This is a genomic window from Pseudoflavonifractor phocaeensis (assembly GCF_038439875.1).
Taxonomy (GTDB): domain Bacteria; phylum Bacillota; class Clostridia; order Oscillospirales; family Oscillospiraceae; genus Vermiculatibacterium.
Map to the genome: position 1 here is coordinate 1 of NZ_JBCDMT010000007.1, position 13,025 is coordinate 13,025.

Below are 13,025 nucleotides of genomic sequence, written 5' to 3' on the forward strand. Positions count from 1 at the left end.
GTTCGCCTCCAAGCGGTTCCTTCTTCGCCACTTGATGATACAGGCGGCGCTGACGCCGATGGAGCGGGCGATCTGGCTGTCGTTTTGCCCCATGTCGTACAGGATGCGGGCCATAGTCTCGTCCATGGTCACCTTGCGGCCCCCGGCGTTTTTGAGTCTGGCGGTCCGCGGAGTGCTGGAAGATGGCACGATGGTGATCTGCTGGGGCTTGTATTCCCGCTTGCCGGTCTGGCGGACGGTGCAGTTTTCCACGGTGCCGCCTCTGAGATGACCAACCCGGGCGGCGTAGTCACACAGGTGGCCGCTGTGGGGTGCCGCCCGGTATTTGCAGCCGTTGCAAAGGGTCATGGCGTCGCCTCGGGCATCCCGTAAATAGTCCTATACATCCGCTCGGCCGCTTCCGGGCTTTTCGTTTTTGCGTACTCATTGGCAGCCTGTTCGATGGATCTCCAAAGTTTGACCGCATGGTCCCCGCACTTGTCTCTAAAGGCGCTGGCCTGCGTGGCATTGTTGTATACCCGCACAAGCTTTTTCTTTTCCGCCTTGCCCGTCTCCCGGTCGATCAGGCCAATAGACATCTGGTAGTACAGCATCCGCAGAGACAAGAAAAGTTGTTGTTCTTCCCTGCTCAACCCTGACGGCATCTCTTCCCTGCGCATGGCCGCCTGTTCAAACGGAAATTCCATTTTACCTCACATCCGTCCTGTAACTTCTGTGACTGTCTGTAACTTAAAGTTACAGACGCACAACCATTGGTAACACTAAGTTTTTTGCTTTTCTGTAACTCTGTAACCAAATCCCCCGTTTTTCTACACGCGAGGGATATTCGTTTTTTCGTTGACATTTGTCCACCGATTTACGCGAATATACTTTCCTAAAAAAGTATTGCGGGGGGAGGAAAAGTTACAGAAGCATATCAAAACCGCAAGTGACTGCCGCACAGCGTATCCAGGATTTTATTTTTCTGTAACCACCTAAAAAAGTTACAGAAACCAACATTTTGACGAATGCGCCGTTACGGTAACAAATCCTCGCTTTGATCGTCGTTTTCGGGCAGTTTTAGCCACACACAGTTCGGAGATTGTCCGCCCCCAATGTACTTCGCCTTGGTGTACCCCTTCTCTCCGGTGATGATGAGCCCTTTCGTTTTCAGATGGCTCAAGAGGGCCTTGGCGTTGATCTTATTCTCCTCGCAGACATGGTTCCACACTGACCGGATGATGTAGGCTACGTTGTCCTCCACCTTGCCATAGCAATCCCCCGTCTCAGCCACACCACGCAGCTTTGTGGCGTTGACAGCCACCCAGTCGCACATGACCTCATAGCCCCGGTCTGACGCGCTGACGGCCTCTCTCGTCTTTAAAAACTCCCCAATATCCTTGGCGGTCAGGGCGCGGCAGTCCCGAAAGATCCACTCTGTGGCCAAGTGGTCCGCCGTCAGGATCAGCGCCGCCGCCATGGCCTGTTTTTCCGTGGTGTCGTCCTGGAGGCAGGCCGCGTAATAAGTCTCGTAGAGCGCCGCCGCCTGCTCCTTCCCGCCGTCCTCGCACAGCTTTTCAACGAAGATCCGCCCAGCCCACCCATAGTTCGCCTTCAGGGCGTTGGCGGTGCGGTGGCCGTCTTTGATGACCTTATCGTCTGCCCGGCACTCAATCTCGATGACCCGGTTCACCGCTCCGGCGCCATCGTTCTCTCCGACGATGGGGGTCTCCCCCGAAGTGATGAAGCAGTTGGCCCAGGTAGGCGTATAATTTAGCCCAAGGGCCTTGTTGCTGCGCAGTTTGCCGCTGCCGGAGGCAAGGTCATAAACGCTGAATACGATGTTCCCATGCTTGTCCTTGGTGAGCTGGAGCTCGTCCAAAAAGAGCGGCAGGGAGTGCAGAAATCCGGCCATCATCTCAAAACCGACGGTAGTTCCCCGGAACGTCGGGAAAAACGCCTGCCCCGGCGCCGGGTTTGCCCACACGGATGCCCCCAGCATTTGGGCCACCGTCTTGCCCGTGCCGCTGTCCATGCCCCACAGGTGGACGAAAAATGGCAGGCAGCCCACCGGCTCGATCAGGACCGAGGCGAAGGACGCCGCCAGCACGATCCTGGCGGTAATGCTGTAACTTCGGGCGTCTCTGGCCTCCGCCAGCCAGCCTTCCAGTGTCCCAACCTGGGCGATGGCCTGATAGGCACTGCGGAAGCTGTCGGCGCTATCAAATACGATTCCGTCGACGTAGGGGGAAAAACCCTCCTCATTCCAGCCCATCCGGGACACGCTTTTGACCTGTGGGATCACGTCGTGGTTCAGGTCCCTCATATCCCGCAGATAGTCCACTAGGGCGTTGGCCCGCTCTCCACTGGTTACGGATACCCCTACCGCGGAAAGTCTGTCCACGATCTTCGTGGCGGAAGCGATGTCCCTGGCGTCCACGACGACATCACTCCAAACCTTCCTTTGTCCGTAGCCCCGCCGGTAAAAAAGCCGCACCTTGATCAGTCCGGTGTCCACCCCAATCAACGTCTGCACCGGCATGATGGGATGAGTACAGGCGTAGATGGCGTTCCCGTTGGAACCGCCGTACTTCCAAACACCGCTCTCGTCCGCGTGCCACGACCCGGTATTGAGCTCAAAGGGCTGCTCCCCGAAATCGCTGATTCCGTCCTCCGTCACCATCGGGAGCGACACGGCTCTAAGCTTGTCTTTATAGAGCCTGAACAGTCTCTTGAAATCTCTAAATCTAAGTTCTGTGGCCAACTGTGCCATCCGGCGCTCTTCCATGCCCTGCTCATACGGATCTTTGATATTAGTGAGGTATTCGAAAACACGCCCGCGGTCAAAATCCTCATAGCTGAAGGTTTTCTCGTCTATCTGGATCACCTCCCCAAATGCTCATCCAGCCAATATTCCAGGTAAGGGAGGCGTTTTACCGCTTCCACGTACAGAGGATGGAAGAAGCCGCCGGTCTCCCGCGTGGGCGCAAAAACCTTAGCGGCTTCCTGCCAGTAGCGGAACTCCGAAGCCAAGAAAGCGTAGTCAACTCGCTCCTGCTCCCTCCTGGCGGCCTCTGCGCGCCGCTCTGCCAGGATTTCAGACGCCTCTTGAGGCGTTGCCCTTGTTGGGGCCAATCCCAGCTTAAAATCGAAGCTGAGGCGGATCACCGCCTGTTGGAAGCTCAGGCCGAACAGGGCCATCACGAAATCGATCACGGACCCGCCCTGGTTGCATCCAAAGCAGTACCAGCCGCGCCCGGCTTCTTTGTACAGCATGAGGCTGGCTGTTTTCTCATGATGGAACGGACAGCTTATGTACCCGGCCCGGTTTGGCTCAAATCCGTAGAACTCACCGACCTGCCGCCCGGACAGGCAGCGCTTGACCTCATCCGCAACATTCATCCGGCAGCGCCTCCAGACGTTCCTTCAACTCCCGGAACAGGATATCGTGGATGAGCTTCCCGCTGGTCGCCGGAGAACAAAACAGCACTTGGCAGTCATACCGCGCCAGCCATGCCAGAATACTGGCCACAAGGGCGGACGGCCCCATTTTGCTGCGGTAATCCCCGGAGTAGGCTTTCTCCCAGTCCGCGTTCTCCACCAACAGGTAGAGCTTGGCCCCGGCCTGCCTTGCCCGCTCAAACTCACGGGCAAAGCGGGGCCGGTCCTTGCAGTAGCAGTTACACAGCTCGTCCAGACTCATCTTGCGCTCTACCGCCACAAGCTCAGTTAGATCCAGCCGGTCACACCTGGCGGAATAGTCGCCGAAGCTGAGGGCCTTCCTCTCGTAGGGGACGCCCAGATCACGCAGGCGCCTTCTGGCCCTGATGGTGTCCTGCTCCCTGGTATCCACCAGGACCGTCATGGTCTTGAGGGCAGAGGCAACATCAAAGGGATTCATCAGCTCTTCCAGGGAAGGTCGCTGTCATCCGCCTGGGCCGCCCAGTTGTTCTGCCCGCTGTCCCGCTTCAGGGGCTTGTCTTTCGGGGTTCTGAACGTCTCCTGCCGGATACTGTCCACGTCAGTCAAGAAGCAGCACTCCGTAGTCCAGCCGGTGTTTCCGTTGAACTCCCACTCCTTGTTGCGGAAAAGGACGCCCACCAGCTTGTCCTTCAGGCCGGCCTCGTTCCAGTCCCAATGATAGCCGGGATTACTCTGCTCAAAAGACCAGATGACGCCGCCCAAGGTCTTCTTGCTCCAGCCGTCCTTCTCACTGCCGTCCTCCTTGGGCAGATACATACGGTACACGCCCCGCCACTTCTTGTCCTCCTGGGTCTGGGCGTCGAAGTCTTTCTGGAAGAAGCCGCGGTAGTCCCCCTCGCAGATCTCAAAGTAAACGACCAGGCGCTCCCCATAGTCGGTATTTTCTACCATGGCGGCTTGGACCCTGGCCACATAGCCGCCGGCGGGAAGGATCTCACGGCCCTTTTGGGGCTCGGCTTTCACATCGTTGTACGCTCTCATTTTTTGTCCTCCTTCATGTTCAGCGGGGCAATCCCCCAATATTCCCGGATGGCCGTATCCACGGCCTTCAGGTCATTGTCGATGAGCCGGTCTTGGAACATGCCCACCGGCGACTTCACCGTGTCCGCGCCGTTGGTCTGGGTAGCGAAGCTGTACTTCCCGTCCGTGACCACCGTCTTCAGCACGATGGTGAACAACCCCTCCAAGGTGACTTTCTCATCCAGCAGCTTGCCGATGGTCTTGAACTTCTCGTTCCCGTTGGCGTCGATGTCCACGTGGCCCAGGAAGTAGATGACCCTATCCTCCGGCAGCTGGATCGCCGTCTGGACCAGGGTCCAGAAATTGAGGGCCATGTCCGTAAACTTCTGATAGCCGGAGGTCTTGGCCCCCCGCATAAATTCATTGGTCATGAGGTACGTGGCATCGTCAATAATGATGGCCCTGGTAGGGGCCACTTTGACGGCGCGGTCGATCTCCATGTAGTTGTCACAGTTGAAGGTTTTATGTTGGTTTTTGAACGGCAGCGGCTTCCCGCTCACATTGATGATACAGACCTCGTCCGGGGTAAAGTTCCGCAGACTGGTGGATTTTCCAGACCCGGACTGGCCAAAGACCATAACAGGGGTTCCCAATTATTTTTCCTCCTCTTCAAACACGACCGGGCACTCGTTGCCCCGGCTGGTAAACGGGTACAGAAGGTACTCCCCCGTCAGAAGGCAGCGGTGCCGCTTAAGACTGTCCTCTGTACGAACGAAGGGACACCACTGACAGACGGTTTTCCCTTCGGGAAAGGGCACAGGCAAAGTGGCGTGACCTGTGGTATAGTAAGAGACGCCGTGGTCATCCATCAGCTCACCCGCTCCATGTCGATGCCCAGCTCCAGGGCCAGGCCGCGGGGATCATGATTCAGCCGTCCAAGGATCTCCTTTTTGTAGCACTCCTCACAGACCATGCGGCCATAAAGAAGATAAGTAGTTTGACCGGGCCAGATCTCTCCGCCGCAGTCCGGACAAAAATCGGCTGGGGGATCGTCCTGAATGTCCCGAATCGGATTTTTAAACATTTGACATTTTCCTCTCTATGCCTTACAATAAAGGCGGATTTTTTCTGCTTTGCCGCTTTCAGTGTTCGCAGCACTGGAGGCGGCCCTTTTTATCCCCTTGGATGCTCACAGCACCCACCGCCCCAGGCCAATGCCGACACACAGGATCAGAGCCAACGCCGCCAGTCCCTTGATCCAGGCCTCCGCCTTCTGCTGGAGGCGTTTCTCCTCCCGGGTGAGCGGCTTTACCCGCTTGCCTTTGTAGTTCATGATTCTTGCTCCTCTCCTCCGGTCCCGCAGTGCTCCGCGGCTGCGTCGAACCGATCTATGTCCTCCCTGCGGAAGACGTAAGGCCCAATACGTCCTCCTCCAGTGTTGATTGCGGTCATGCGTCCACTACGTACCCAGCGGCGAACGGTATCGACTGTGCGATGATAGCGAAGCGCAACCTGGTCAATAGTGTAGGTTACTTCAAGTTCAGGCATTGTAGTGCCTCCTTTCTTGGTCCGTTTTATAGGACTATTGTTGTGGTATCCTTATCTTTCCAGATGCGTGGTCTATAAATGCGCCGATAGCCGTCCCGACCATGCAGGCAAACAGCCGGGCTAACCAATCATGCTCTAATTGTTTTAGCCGTCGTTCGTGGCTTTCTAAAATATCAGTAATTGGGGTCTGTTCAACTATTTTCATTGCTTTCGCTTTCTTGGGTCTTCTCCCCATCGTCAATTTGTCCCAGCAGGGTCACAATGCGGTTGTTCAACAGTTCAATGGCCTCCATGCTGTCCGGGTTCACCCCTTCGTCTAGGATATAGCCCAACTCGGAGCTGATCTCCACCATACAGGCGATGACCTCCCCGTCGACCTTAAAATAGCGTTTTATAATATTACCCCCCTTTTTTAGATGTGTTTTATACATATTGGCGCTGTGGCATACTTGTCTTACTAGAAAGAAAATGGTAGAGTATTGATGAAAGGATGTGATGAAATGCCTATTTCCGATGCAATCAAAACCGTGTCTGAGCCGGCCAACAAGTTGCTTGTACCGTTAGCCTCCGCAGCCGGTAGCACACTGCAAGACATATGGGACCTTGTGTTCGGAAGCTTCGGCAGCTATGTGGAGAAAAAACGCATTGTCAGAGCGAGAGACTTGGAAAATTTTAGGGCATCCCTTTTAGATAAGGTTTCGGCCATACCGGAGGAACGCCTATGTGAGCCGCCTCTGTCCATCGTGGGGCCTGCGCTGGAGGCATCGAAGTACTACTTTGAAGAGCCGGATCTCCGGGAGATGTTCGCAAAGCTGATTGCGGCTTCTATGGATAGCGAAAAGGCACCAGCTATCCACCCGTCTTTTACAGAGATTATTCGCCATCTGTCCCCTCTGGACGCCCAAAACCTCACCTACTTTACAGGCCCGGCCTCTTTTAAACAAATACTTCCACTAGGGGAATACCGAGTCAAAGCGCTTTCGGATAAGTCCTATAAAGTAGTTCAAACTAATTTGTTCTTGTCAAATCCGAAAGAGCAATCACTTACGCGGCAGGCGGTTTCTATTGCAAATCTGGCACGGCTGGGCTTGGCAGAAACCACCTTTGAAAGATATTTGATTGATAAATCGCTCTATGAACCCTTTGAACAGACCAAGGAATACCGCGACATCTTGGATTACTGTTCACGCGAAGAAGACCAAACACCTACAATGAAGAAAGGCGAGGTATTCTTAACGCCTATGGGAGAGGCCTTTTGTGCTATTTGCATTTCTGGCGAAGTCGGTCAGGTAGTCGGCTGACTGCTGCAAGAGGTCGGTGGTGTCTTTAATGTAGCGGTCGATTTTGTGGAAGCACAGCTTGGCGGTCACTGTCGCCACCAGCCAGGATACAAGGGCGGAAACCGCCACAACTTGAATCATCCCGTTCTCTCCTTTCTCAACTTAAGTAACCCCTTCCAGAGCCAGCCGGAGGTTTCCGCCCCCGGCTGGCTTTTTATGTACCGTCCTGGGTGTCGCTCAAGTCCAACAGGCATTCCGTGGTACAATGGAACAGCTTGACTATGCATTTACTCACGCATCTTCCCCCTTTCCTTTTTCGTGCGGTATTGTGGTTTGTGCTGTTGTCCAAACTGATCGAATGTCCTAAATTTAGTCCACTTGACATGATTCTGTGCAAAGAATAGTCCGTTTTATGGGACATCTCTTGTGGTATCCTGGTCTTGCCCCAGAAAGCTACCGACTACCTAAAATGGTCCTTTGTGCTGTTGTCCAAACTAGTCGAATGTGATAATATCGCTCCATAAGGAGGTGATGAGATGAGTCCAGAAAAACTGTCCATCTTGAAATACCTCAACATCACCGGTTCACAATCTGCCGCTGAAATTGCCCAGCACTTCTGTGGGCAAGATTTACAGGCTTATATGGGTTGGTATGATCGCTTAGCGGATATGAAAACTGAAAATCTAGTGCGTTTCAAAAATGACAATTCTTTTCCTCTTTGCTCGATCATCCTTGCTCCACATGGAGAAGATGTATTAGCCGAGTTTGAGCAGCGCCATGAGGAGAAGGCCAAGGAAGAACGACAAAAGCAATTTGAAAATAAGGTTTCTCTGGCATCGGTGCTTGTACCTGTGATAACGTTCGTCCTCGGCTTGGTTATTGAGCATATTTTGGGCGTTATGGGAACCATTTTCTCTCTTTTTGGCTAACTCAGTTTCAAATTTAGACCAGAACAGCTCAAAAGCATCTGTATTGTAGCCCTCGTCTACCTTTGGGCAAATGCCGGCTTCAATGGCTGCCAAAAGGGCAATCCCTTTTGTGGTGATGCAAATGCGATCCATGTCTCCCCTCCCTTGTTAGATGACCTTCTGGCCTTGTTCCTGGAAGTCACGCTTCCTCAAGCGCTCCTCCTCTTTTAAAATGTGCCCTTGCATCCCCTTCAAGTCCCGTGGTAGAATGTGGGCGAAAGGAGGTGCTAAAAGTGACTCGTACAATCAGCGCGAGAACCGAGATACACGATGTATGCTCTGACAATTTTATTGTTAACTCAGGCGGAGAACTTGTTGTGCATGGGATTCTAAACGGCGATATACAGATTAATGCCGGTGGCAGTCTTCTCCTTTACGGCACTATGAACGGAAACATTTCTATTTCTCATGCCGCCTTGGCAAATGTATATGGCATTTTATCCGCAAATTCCATATCTGGAAGTGGTTGCTTACAGATTTATGGAATTTTGAACTGCAAGAAATGCTCAGCTATCCTAGAGGTAAAAAGCGGAGCCATCGTGAATGGAAATAAGCATTAGCTCCGTTCTTTGGGCAAACAAAGCGAATCAATATGGCGGTCAGCTTCCCGCAGAAGCTCCACCAGTTGGTTCGCTTTTTCTATTGCGACATCCAACTGTTCCCCATTTATCACAATATTGATGATACGTTCAGCCATAATTTATCCCCCTTCTTTTTTAACTAAAGTAACCCATTCCAGAGCCAGCCGGAGATTTCCACCCCGGCTGGCTTTTTATGTACCGTCCTGGGTGTCGCTCAAGCCCAACAGGTAGTCCGTGGTACAATGGAACAGCTGGGACATCTTCAAGAGGATATCCGATGGAATAGCAGTATCTCCTCGCACGTAGGAAAGGTACGTTTTTGAGGTGATACGCAACTGTGCAGCGAGCTCCTCTTTTGTAAGTTGAAGCCGCCCGCGTTCGGCCTCAATGTTATAATTCAACTGAATCACCGCCTTTCAATAATCTAGATTCTAGAATCTATGTACAGAATAATCTAGATAATAGATTTTGTCAAGGTCTTTTAGGAAAACGCTTTCTAGAATCTAGAATTTTTTTATTGACTACAAGAAATAACTGTTATACTATTGTATTGTCCAGAAAGTGCTGACAAAGGAGGCCGATATGAAGTTTCACATTAAAGAGGCCAGAGAAAGCGCCGGTTATTCGCAAAAAGAACTTGCTGAAATAGTCGGTGTGGCCCCGAACACCTTTCACGGATATGAAAGCGGAAAGCATGACCCAAAATCGGACCTACTTGTAAAAATCGCCACTGCCTGCCACGTAACGGTTGATTTTCTACTTGGTGCCTCTACCCCCCAAGCCGTAAAAAAAGCCCCCTCCGAGTTACCGGAAGAGGCTTTGAACATTGCCAAGGATTACGCCGTCTTGAGTAAACATGCCAAGGGTGCAGTTAAGGCTATCCTGGAATATGAAATTAAGGACACCGCTGGGGAAGAGCCCACCGAGGAGCCGGGTAATGCATCCGTTATATCCTTCCCTAAAGCGAAAAAAACTAAAAGTGGCATTGTAGAGCTCAAGACCTACGATCAGCCCGCCGCAGCTGGCCTGGGGAACTATCTAGACGAACCCGACTACCATATTGAGCAGTATCCAGACGGGGTGATTCCCTCCAAAACCGATTTTGGTATTATAATCTCAGGCGACAGTATGGAGCCTAAGGTACACAACGGCGGCACGGTCTTTGTCCAGGCTAGTCCCAGCATAGATCCTGGCCGCATCGGGATCTTCGTCCTGAATGGGCAAGCGTACTGCAAAAAGTTGATGGTGGATCACGAAAACCGTCAAATTCATCTGGTATCCATCAACAAAGCATACGACGATATAGTTGTAGGAGAATTTGATCGTTTTAAAACCATAGGTCTTGTCTTGGGCCAGTGGACAAAAGGGTACAAGCAGGATATATTTGGTTGGTAATAATTAAGCCGCCCCCGGAGTTGCGACCTCCGAGAGCGGCAGAGCAAAGGCCCCAGCAGTTCAAACCAAGGTACCATTGCGCCCTTTTATTGTATCCCACTGGGCGCAAAATATCAATAGAAGGAGTGTTCGAGCATGAAAAACGCCAACGGAGATGGTAGCCTCCGCCAACGTAAGGATGGCACATGGGAGTATCGGATTAGCGTGGAAGGACGAAAGACGCCGCTGTCCTTTTACAGTAAAGATGCGGATGGCCGGGGCGCCAAAAAAAAGTATCGGGAATGGTTTAAAAAGACAGGTGGGAAAGCGGTCAAAGAGGTCAAACTTGTTAAGCAATGGGCCGAAGTCTGGCTGTCCCTTAAAAAGGCAGACGTATCCGCTGGATCGTTGGCATACGGGACATACGCAAATTACGAACGTTATACAAACGACTATATCCTCCCAGCGCTTGGAGGCAAAAAGTTGGATGCTGTAATGCCGTTTCATATTGCTCAACTCTATGCTAGTGAAAGGGTAGTCAAGCTCTCAAACAGCGCAAAAAATGAGATCCGGGTTTGCCTGAACGGGATATTTAAAAGTGCCAAGAAAAACCGCCTATGCTCTGAAAACCCAGTGGAAGACGAGACTTTTGCGCGTAGCCCTGAAAAAAGCAAACCAAAAGTGTATTCCCTAGAAGATGTAAATAAAATTTTGGCCTACGCCCCAGGCCACAAGTGGGGCAGCCACGTCCAAATTGCGTTGTTTACCGGCCTGCGAACTGAGGAGCTCTGTGCCTTGATGTGGTCCGACATACACCTGGACGGGGACACGCCATATATCCTGATTCGCCAGGTAATTGCTAAGGTCGAAAACGCAGATCCGACAGTTAAACTTCCGCCGGATAAAAGCGGAAAAACAAAACGCCCGCGTGCATATGCGCTGCGGGAAACTACAAAAAGCAAAAAAGACCGGGTGGTGGCACTCACAGATGAAGGCGCAGCAGTGTTTAACAGTCTGCCACGGGATGGGCTATTTGTCTTCCCTGGCCTAAAGGGTCAGCCCTATCTTACGCCGCCACAATTTGCGTATCGTTATGGGGCCGTTCTGCGTGATCTCAACGCCACGTTAATCCCATCAGAACAGGTGCCGATACTCTCGCCTCACAAAGCACGGCACACTTACGCAACTCATTTGCTAAACGGCGGCGCTAATATTCGAGCCGTGCAGGAGCAGTTGGGGCACAGCAAAATTTCCACGACCCAAATTTATACTGAGGTCGATTTGGATGCCCGAAAGAATAACGTATCCAAACTGTCGTATTGACACCCAAACGAAAGCGTTGTAGACTTATACCACGAAAAAACGTTTGGGTACAGTTTGGGTACCGTCCCTTGTTATATGGTCGAGTGCTTGCGGCGCAAAGCACAGATAGCAGGTTAAAACAAACTGTAAATCTGTTGCGTATCGCTTCGGTGGTTCGAATCCACCCTCCTCCACCAAAATAGCTGTCTCAATCGAGGCGGCTATTTTTCTTTTCTTTTTCTTCATGGTATTCCTCCTTTTTTGATGAAACATTTGTTCTATCACTGGGGATATATTACCACCTACCTATCCGCAGCGTCAATACAACTAAGCAAAAAGCCCCCGCCAAACTGACGGGGGCAGTCCTGTTTTGCGGACACAGGATATTTAGGCCATTTTCTAAATGTCTATTGACAGCGCCATTTTTATGGGCTATTATTTTGACAGACTTCTAAATAACGAGGTGAGATCATGAGCTTCCAGGAGACCTTCAAAGCCCTCGGCGACCCTACCCGGCGGGCCATCCTGGACCTTTTGAAGGACGGAGCCAAGACGGCGGGAGAGATCGGGAGCCATTTCGACATGACGGGGGCCACCGTCTCCCACCACCTCTCCGTTTTGAAGGAGGCGGGGCTTGTCAGCGACGAGCGCCGGGGAAAGTATATCTGTTATGAGCTCAACCTGTCGGTGCTGGACGAGATCACCGGCTGGGTGGCCGCTTTGAAAGGAGCGAAGCGAGATGAAAAGTAAAAAAGCCATCGTTACGATGTGGATATTCGCCCTTCTGCCGGCGGCGCTGGTGCTGGCCTTTACCCCCCTCCTGCCGGAGCGGGTGCCCACCCACTGGAATCTGGACGGCACGGTGACTTACGGCTCCGTGGGCACCCTGTGGCTCATCGCCGCCCTCTCCCCCGCCCTGGCGGCTCTCTTCCAGTTCATGCCCAGAATAGACCCCAGGAAGGGGAATTACGAAAAGTTTCAGGACAAGTATGACACCCTGGGGGTGCTGATGCCCCTGATCCTGCTGGTATGCCTGCTCATCACCATCTCCGAGAGCCTCCAGCCGGGGCGCATCAACGTGGGCCGGACGGTGGGCGTGCTGGTCGGCCTGCTGTTCGTCGTGATCGGCAACATGATGGGCAAGGTAAAGAGCAACTTTTTCCTGGGCTTCCGCACCCCCTGGGCCCTCAGCGACCCCGACGTGTGGAACAAGACCCAGCGGATGGGGGGCTTCGTGTTCTTCTTCTCCGGGCTGGCCGCCGTGGTGCTGGGGTTGTTTGCGCCGGAGAAGGTGTTCTTCTGGGTGTTCCTCCTGCTGCTGGCCGGTGGGCTGGGCGCCACCTTCTTCATGAGCTGGAAATGGTATCAGGAGAAGGGGTGAATTTACCTTCATGGGAGACTGTGCCCTCCGGGAAGGAGCTTTGATTTTCTCCCCCCGGCCTTCTTCTGAAAACTTCCCCAATCTGTCCACAAAAGTGCAAGAAACCCCCGGGGCCGCTACGAAGTGCGGCCCCGGGGGTTGTATGTTCTTAGGCTTCCCCTGGGGGAAG

General features: G+C 52.8%; 20 protein-coding genes. 6 read left to right on the top strand and 14 right to left on the bottom strand.

What is annotated here, in order from left to right; translation table 11 throughout:
- The 11 genes from AAEU42_RS13165 to AAEU42_RS13215 all read right to left on the bottom strand — a co-directional run.
- A partial coding sequence (locus tag AAEU42_RS13165; protein WP_342234031.1) for a hypothetical protein occupies window positions 1-348 on the bottom strand: 348 nt, incomplete at its 3' end.
- Window positions 345-686 (bottom strand): hypothetical protein, encoded by a 342-nt coding sequence (locus tag AAEU42_RS13170; protein WP_342234032.1) that lies wholly within the window; start codon window positions 684-686, stop codon window positions 345-347. The genes AAEU42_RS13165 and AAEU42_RS13170, both read right to left, overlap by 4 nt.
- Window positions 687-1,015: 329 nt before the next feature.
- The gene (locus AAEU42_RS13175) at window positions 1,016-2,674 is read right to left on the bottom strand and encodes a DUF927 domain-containing protein (RefSeq protein ID WP_342234033.1); all 1,659 of its coding nucleotides are present in this window, start codon (window positions 2,672-2,674) and stop codon (window positions 1,016-1,018) included.
- Between the two features lie 188 nt (window positions 2,675-2,862).
- Window positions 2,863-3,381: a CHC2 zinc finger domain-containing protein gene (locus AAEU42_RS13180; RefSeq protein WP_342234034.1), complete on the bottom strand. Its 519-nt coding sequence runs from the start codon at window positions 3,379-3,381 to the stop codon at window positions 2,863-2,865.
- The gene (locus AAEU42_RS13185) at window positions 3,365-3,880 is read right to left on the bottom strand and encodes an ERCC4 domain-containing protein (protein ID WP_342234035.1); all 516 of its coding nucleotides are present in this window, start codon (window positions 3,878-3,880) and stop codon (window positions 3,365-3,367) included. The genes AAEU42_RS13180 and AAEU42_RS13185 overlap by 17 nt, the downstream gene beginning before the upstream one ends.
- Window positions 3,880-4,443, bottom strand: a complete 564-nt coding sequence (locus AAEU42_RS13190) for a hypothetical protein (protein ID WP_342234036.1) — start codon at window positions 4,441-4,443, stop codon at window positions 3,880-3,882. Before AAEU42_RS13190 ends, AAEU42_RS13185 begins: the two co-directional genes overlap by 1 nt.
- On the bottom strand, window positions 4,440-5,075 hold the full coding sequence (locus AAEU42_RS13195; RefSeq protein WP_342234037.1) for a DEAD/DEAH box helicase family protein: 636 nt from the start codon (window positions 5,073-5,075) through the stop codon (window positions 4,440-4,442). Before AAEU42_RS13195 ends, AAEU42_RS13190 begins: the two co-directional genes overlap by 4 nt.
- 215 nt (window positions 5,076-5,290) lie before the next feature.
- Complete coding sequence (locus tag AAEU42_RS13200; RefSeq protein WP_342234038.1) at window positions 5,291-5,506, bottom strand: hypothetical protein; 216 nt, start codon at window positions 5,504-5,506, stop codon at window positions 5,291-5,293.
- 105 nt (window positions 5,507-5,611) lie between these two features.
- Window positions 5,612-5,755 carry a hypothetical protein gene (locus tag AAEU42_RS13205; RefSeq protein ID WP_342234039.1) on the bottom strand — a complete coding sequence of 48 codons (144 nt, stop codon included), beginning with the start codon at window positions 5,753-5,755 and terminating at the stop codon, window positions 5,612-5,614.
- A complete protein-coding gene (locus tag AAEU42_RS13210; RefSeq protein ID WP_342234040.1) occupies window positions 5,752-5,970 on the bottom strand; it encodes a helix-turn-helix domain-containing protein in 219 nt (72 codons plus the stop codon). Before AAEU42_RS13210 ends, AAEU42_RS13205 begins: the two co-directional genes overlap by 4 nt.
- A 191-nt stretch (window positions 5,971-6,161) precedes the next feature.
- Window positions 6,162-6,401 (bottom strand): hypothetical protein, encoded by a 240-nt coding sequence (locus AAEU42_RS13215; protein WP_342234041.1) that lies wholly within the window; start codon window positions 6,399-6,401, stop codon window positions 6,162-6,164.
- A gap of 51 nt (window positions 6,402-6,452) precedes the next feature.
- Here AAEU42_RS13215 and AAEU42_RS13220 point away from each other — a divergent pair, with 51 nt between their 5' ends.
- Together AAEU42_RS13220 and AAEU42_RS13225 are read left to right on the top strand one after the other, a co-directional pair.
- Window positions 6,453-7,271: a DUF4393 domain-containing protein gene (locus AAEU42_RS13220; RefSeq protein WP_342234042.1), complete on the top strand. Its 819-nt coding sequence runs from the start codon at window positions 6,453-6,455 to the stop codon at window positions 7,269-7,271.
- A 515-nt stretch (window positions 7,272-7,786) separates the two neighbouring features.
- Entirely contained in the window at window positions 7,787-8,179 is a 393-nt protein-coding gene (locus tag AAEU42_RS13225) for a hypothetical protein (RefSeq protein ID WP_342234043.1), read from the top strand.
- 595 nt (window positions 8,180-8,774) lie between these two features.
- Here the strand turns inward: AAEU42_RS13225 and AAEU42_RS13230 are convergent.
- Both AAEU42_RS13230 and AAEU42_RS14580 read right to left on the bottom strand, forming a co-directional pair.
- The gene (locus tag AAEU42_RS13230; protein WP_342234044.1) at window positions 8,775-8,915 is read right to left on the bottom strand and encodes a hypothetical protein; all 141 of its coding nucleotides are present in this window, start codon (window positions 8,913-8,915) and stop codon (window positions 8,775-8,777) included.
- Window positions 8,916-8,990: 75 nt separating this feature from the next.
- The gene (locus AAEU42_RS14580) at window positions 8,991-9,209 is read right to left on the bottom strand and encodes a helix-turn-helix domain-containing protein (protein ID WP_425288223.1); all 219 of its coding nucleotides are present in this window, start codon (window positions 9,207-9,209) and stop codon (window positions 8,991-8,993) included.
- 172 nt (window positions 9,210-9,381) lie between these two features.
- Between AAEU42_RS14580 and AAEU42_RS13235 the strand changes: the two genes are divergently transcribed.
- Together AAEU42_RS13235 and AAEU42_RS13240 are read left to right on the top strand one after the other, a co-directional pair.
- The gene (locus AAEU42_RS13235) at window positions 9,382-10,194 is read left to right on the top strand and encodes an XRE family transcriptional regulator (protein ID WP_342234045.1); all 813 of its coding nucleotides are present in this window, start codon (window positions 9,382-9,384) and stop codon (window positions 10,192-10,194) included.
- 135 nt (window positions 10,195-10,329) lie between these two features.
- Window positions 10,330-11,496 (top strand): tyrosine-type recombinase/integrase, encoded by a 1,167-nt coding sequence (locus AAEU42_RS13240; protein WP_342234046.1) that lies wholly within the window; start codon window positions 10,330-10,332, stop codon window positions 11,494-11,496.
- A gap of 24 nt (window positions 11,497-11,520) precedes the next feature.
- Here the strand turns inward: AAEU42_RS13240 and AAEU42_RS13245 are convergent, their stop codons facing one another.
- Window positions 11,521-11,721, bottom strand: a complete 201-nt coding sequence (locus AAEU42_RS13245) for a hypothetical protein (protein WP_342234047.1) — start codon at window positions 11,719-11,721, stop codon at window positions 11,521-11,523.
- Between the two features lie 225 nt (window positions 11,722-11,946).
- On the opposite strand from AAEU42_RS13245, the gene AAEU42_RS13250 reads away from it, so the two are divergent.
- Window positions 11,947-12,225, top strand: a complete 279-nt coding sequence (locus AAEU42_RS13250) for an autorepressor SdpR family transcription factor (RefSeq protein ID WP_342234048.1) — start codon at window positions 11,947-11,949, stop codon at window positions 12,223-12,225.
- Window positions 12,215-12,856, top strand: coding sequence for an SdpI family protein (locus AAEU42_RS13255; protein WP_342234049.1), 642 nt, complete (start codon window positions 12,215-12,217; stop codon window positions 12,854-12,856). The genes AAEU42_RS13250 and AAEU42_RS13255 overlap by 11 nt, the downstream gene beginning before the upstream one ends.
- Window positions 12,857-13,025 lie beyond the last annotated feature (169 nt).

Bases quoted from the DNA above. Each gene is read 5' to 3' on its own strand.
- AAEU42_RS13170 (WP_342234032.1), bottom strand. From the start codon at position 686: ATGGAATTTCCGTTTGAACAGGCGGCCATGCGCAGGGAAGAGATGCCG.
- AAEU42_RS13180 (WP_342234034.1), bottom strand. From the start codon at position 3,381: ATGAATGTTGCGGATGAGGTCAAGCGCTGCCTGTCCGGGCGGCAGGTC.
- AAEU42_RS13185 (WP_342234035.1), bottom strand. From the start codon at position 3,880: ATGAATCCCTTTGATGTTGCCTCTGCCCTCAAGACCATGACGGTCCTG.
- AAEU42_RS13190 (WP_342234036.1), bottom strand. From the start codon at position 4,443: ATGAGAGCGTACAACGATGTGAAAGCCGAGCCCCAAAAGGGCCGTGAG.
- AAEU42_RS13200 (WP_342234038.1), bottom strand. From the start codon at position 5,506: ATGTTTAAAAATCCGATTCGGGACATTCAGGACGATCCCCCAGCCGAT.
- AAEU42_RS13205 (WP_342234039.1), bottom strand. From the start codon at position 5,755: ATGAACTACAAAGGCAAGCGGGTAAAGCCGCTCACCCGGGAGGAGAAA.
- AAEU42_RS13210 (WP_342234040.1), bottom strand. From the start codon at position 5,970: ATGCCTGAACTTGAAGTAACCTACACTATTGACCAGGTTGCGCTTCGC.
- AAEU42_RS13215 (WP_342234041.1), bottom strand. From the start codon at position 6,401: ATGTATAAAACACATCTAAAAAAGGGGGGTAATATTATAAAACGCTAT.
- AAEU42_RS13220 (WP_342234042.1), top strand. From the start codon at position 6,453: ATGAAAGGATGTGATGAAATGCCTATTTCCGATGCAATCAAAACCGTG.
- AAEU42_RS13225 (WP_342234043.1), top strand. From the start codon at position 7,787: ATGAGTCCAGAAAAACTGTCCATCTTGAAATACCTCAACATCACCGGT.
- AAEU42_RS13230 (WP_342234044.1), bottom strand. From the start codon at position 8,915: ATGGCTGAACGTATCATCAATATTGTGATAAATGGGGAACAGTTGGAT.
- AAEU42_RS13235 (WP_342234045.1), top strand. From the start codon at position 9,382: ATGAAGTTTCACATTAAAGAGGCCAGAGAAAGCGCCGGTTATTCGCAA.
- AAEU42_RS13240 (WP_342234046.1), top strand. From the start codon at position 10,330: ATGAAAAACGCCAACGGAGATGGTAGCCTCCGCCAACGTAAGGATGGC.
- AAEU42_RS13245 (WP_342234047.1), bottom strand. From the start codon at position 11,721: ATGAAGAAAAAGAAAAGAAAAATAGCCGCCTCGATTGAGACAGCTATT.
- AAEU42_RS13250 (WP_342234048.1), top strand. From the start codon at position 11,947: ATGAGCTTCCAGGAGACCTTCAAAGCCCTCGGCGACCCTACCCGGCGG.
- AAEU42_RS13255 (WP_342234049.1), top strand. From the start codon at position 12,215: ATGAAAAGTAAAAAAGCCATCGTTACGATGTGGATATTCGCCCTTCTG.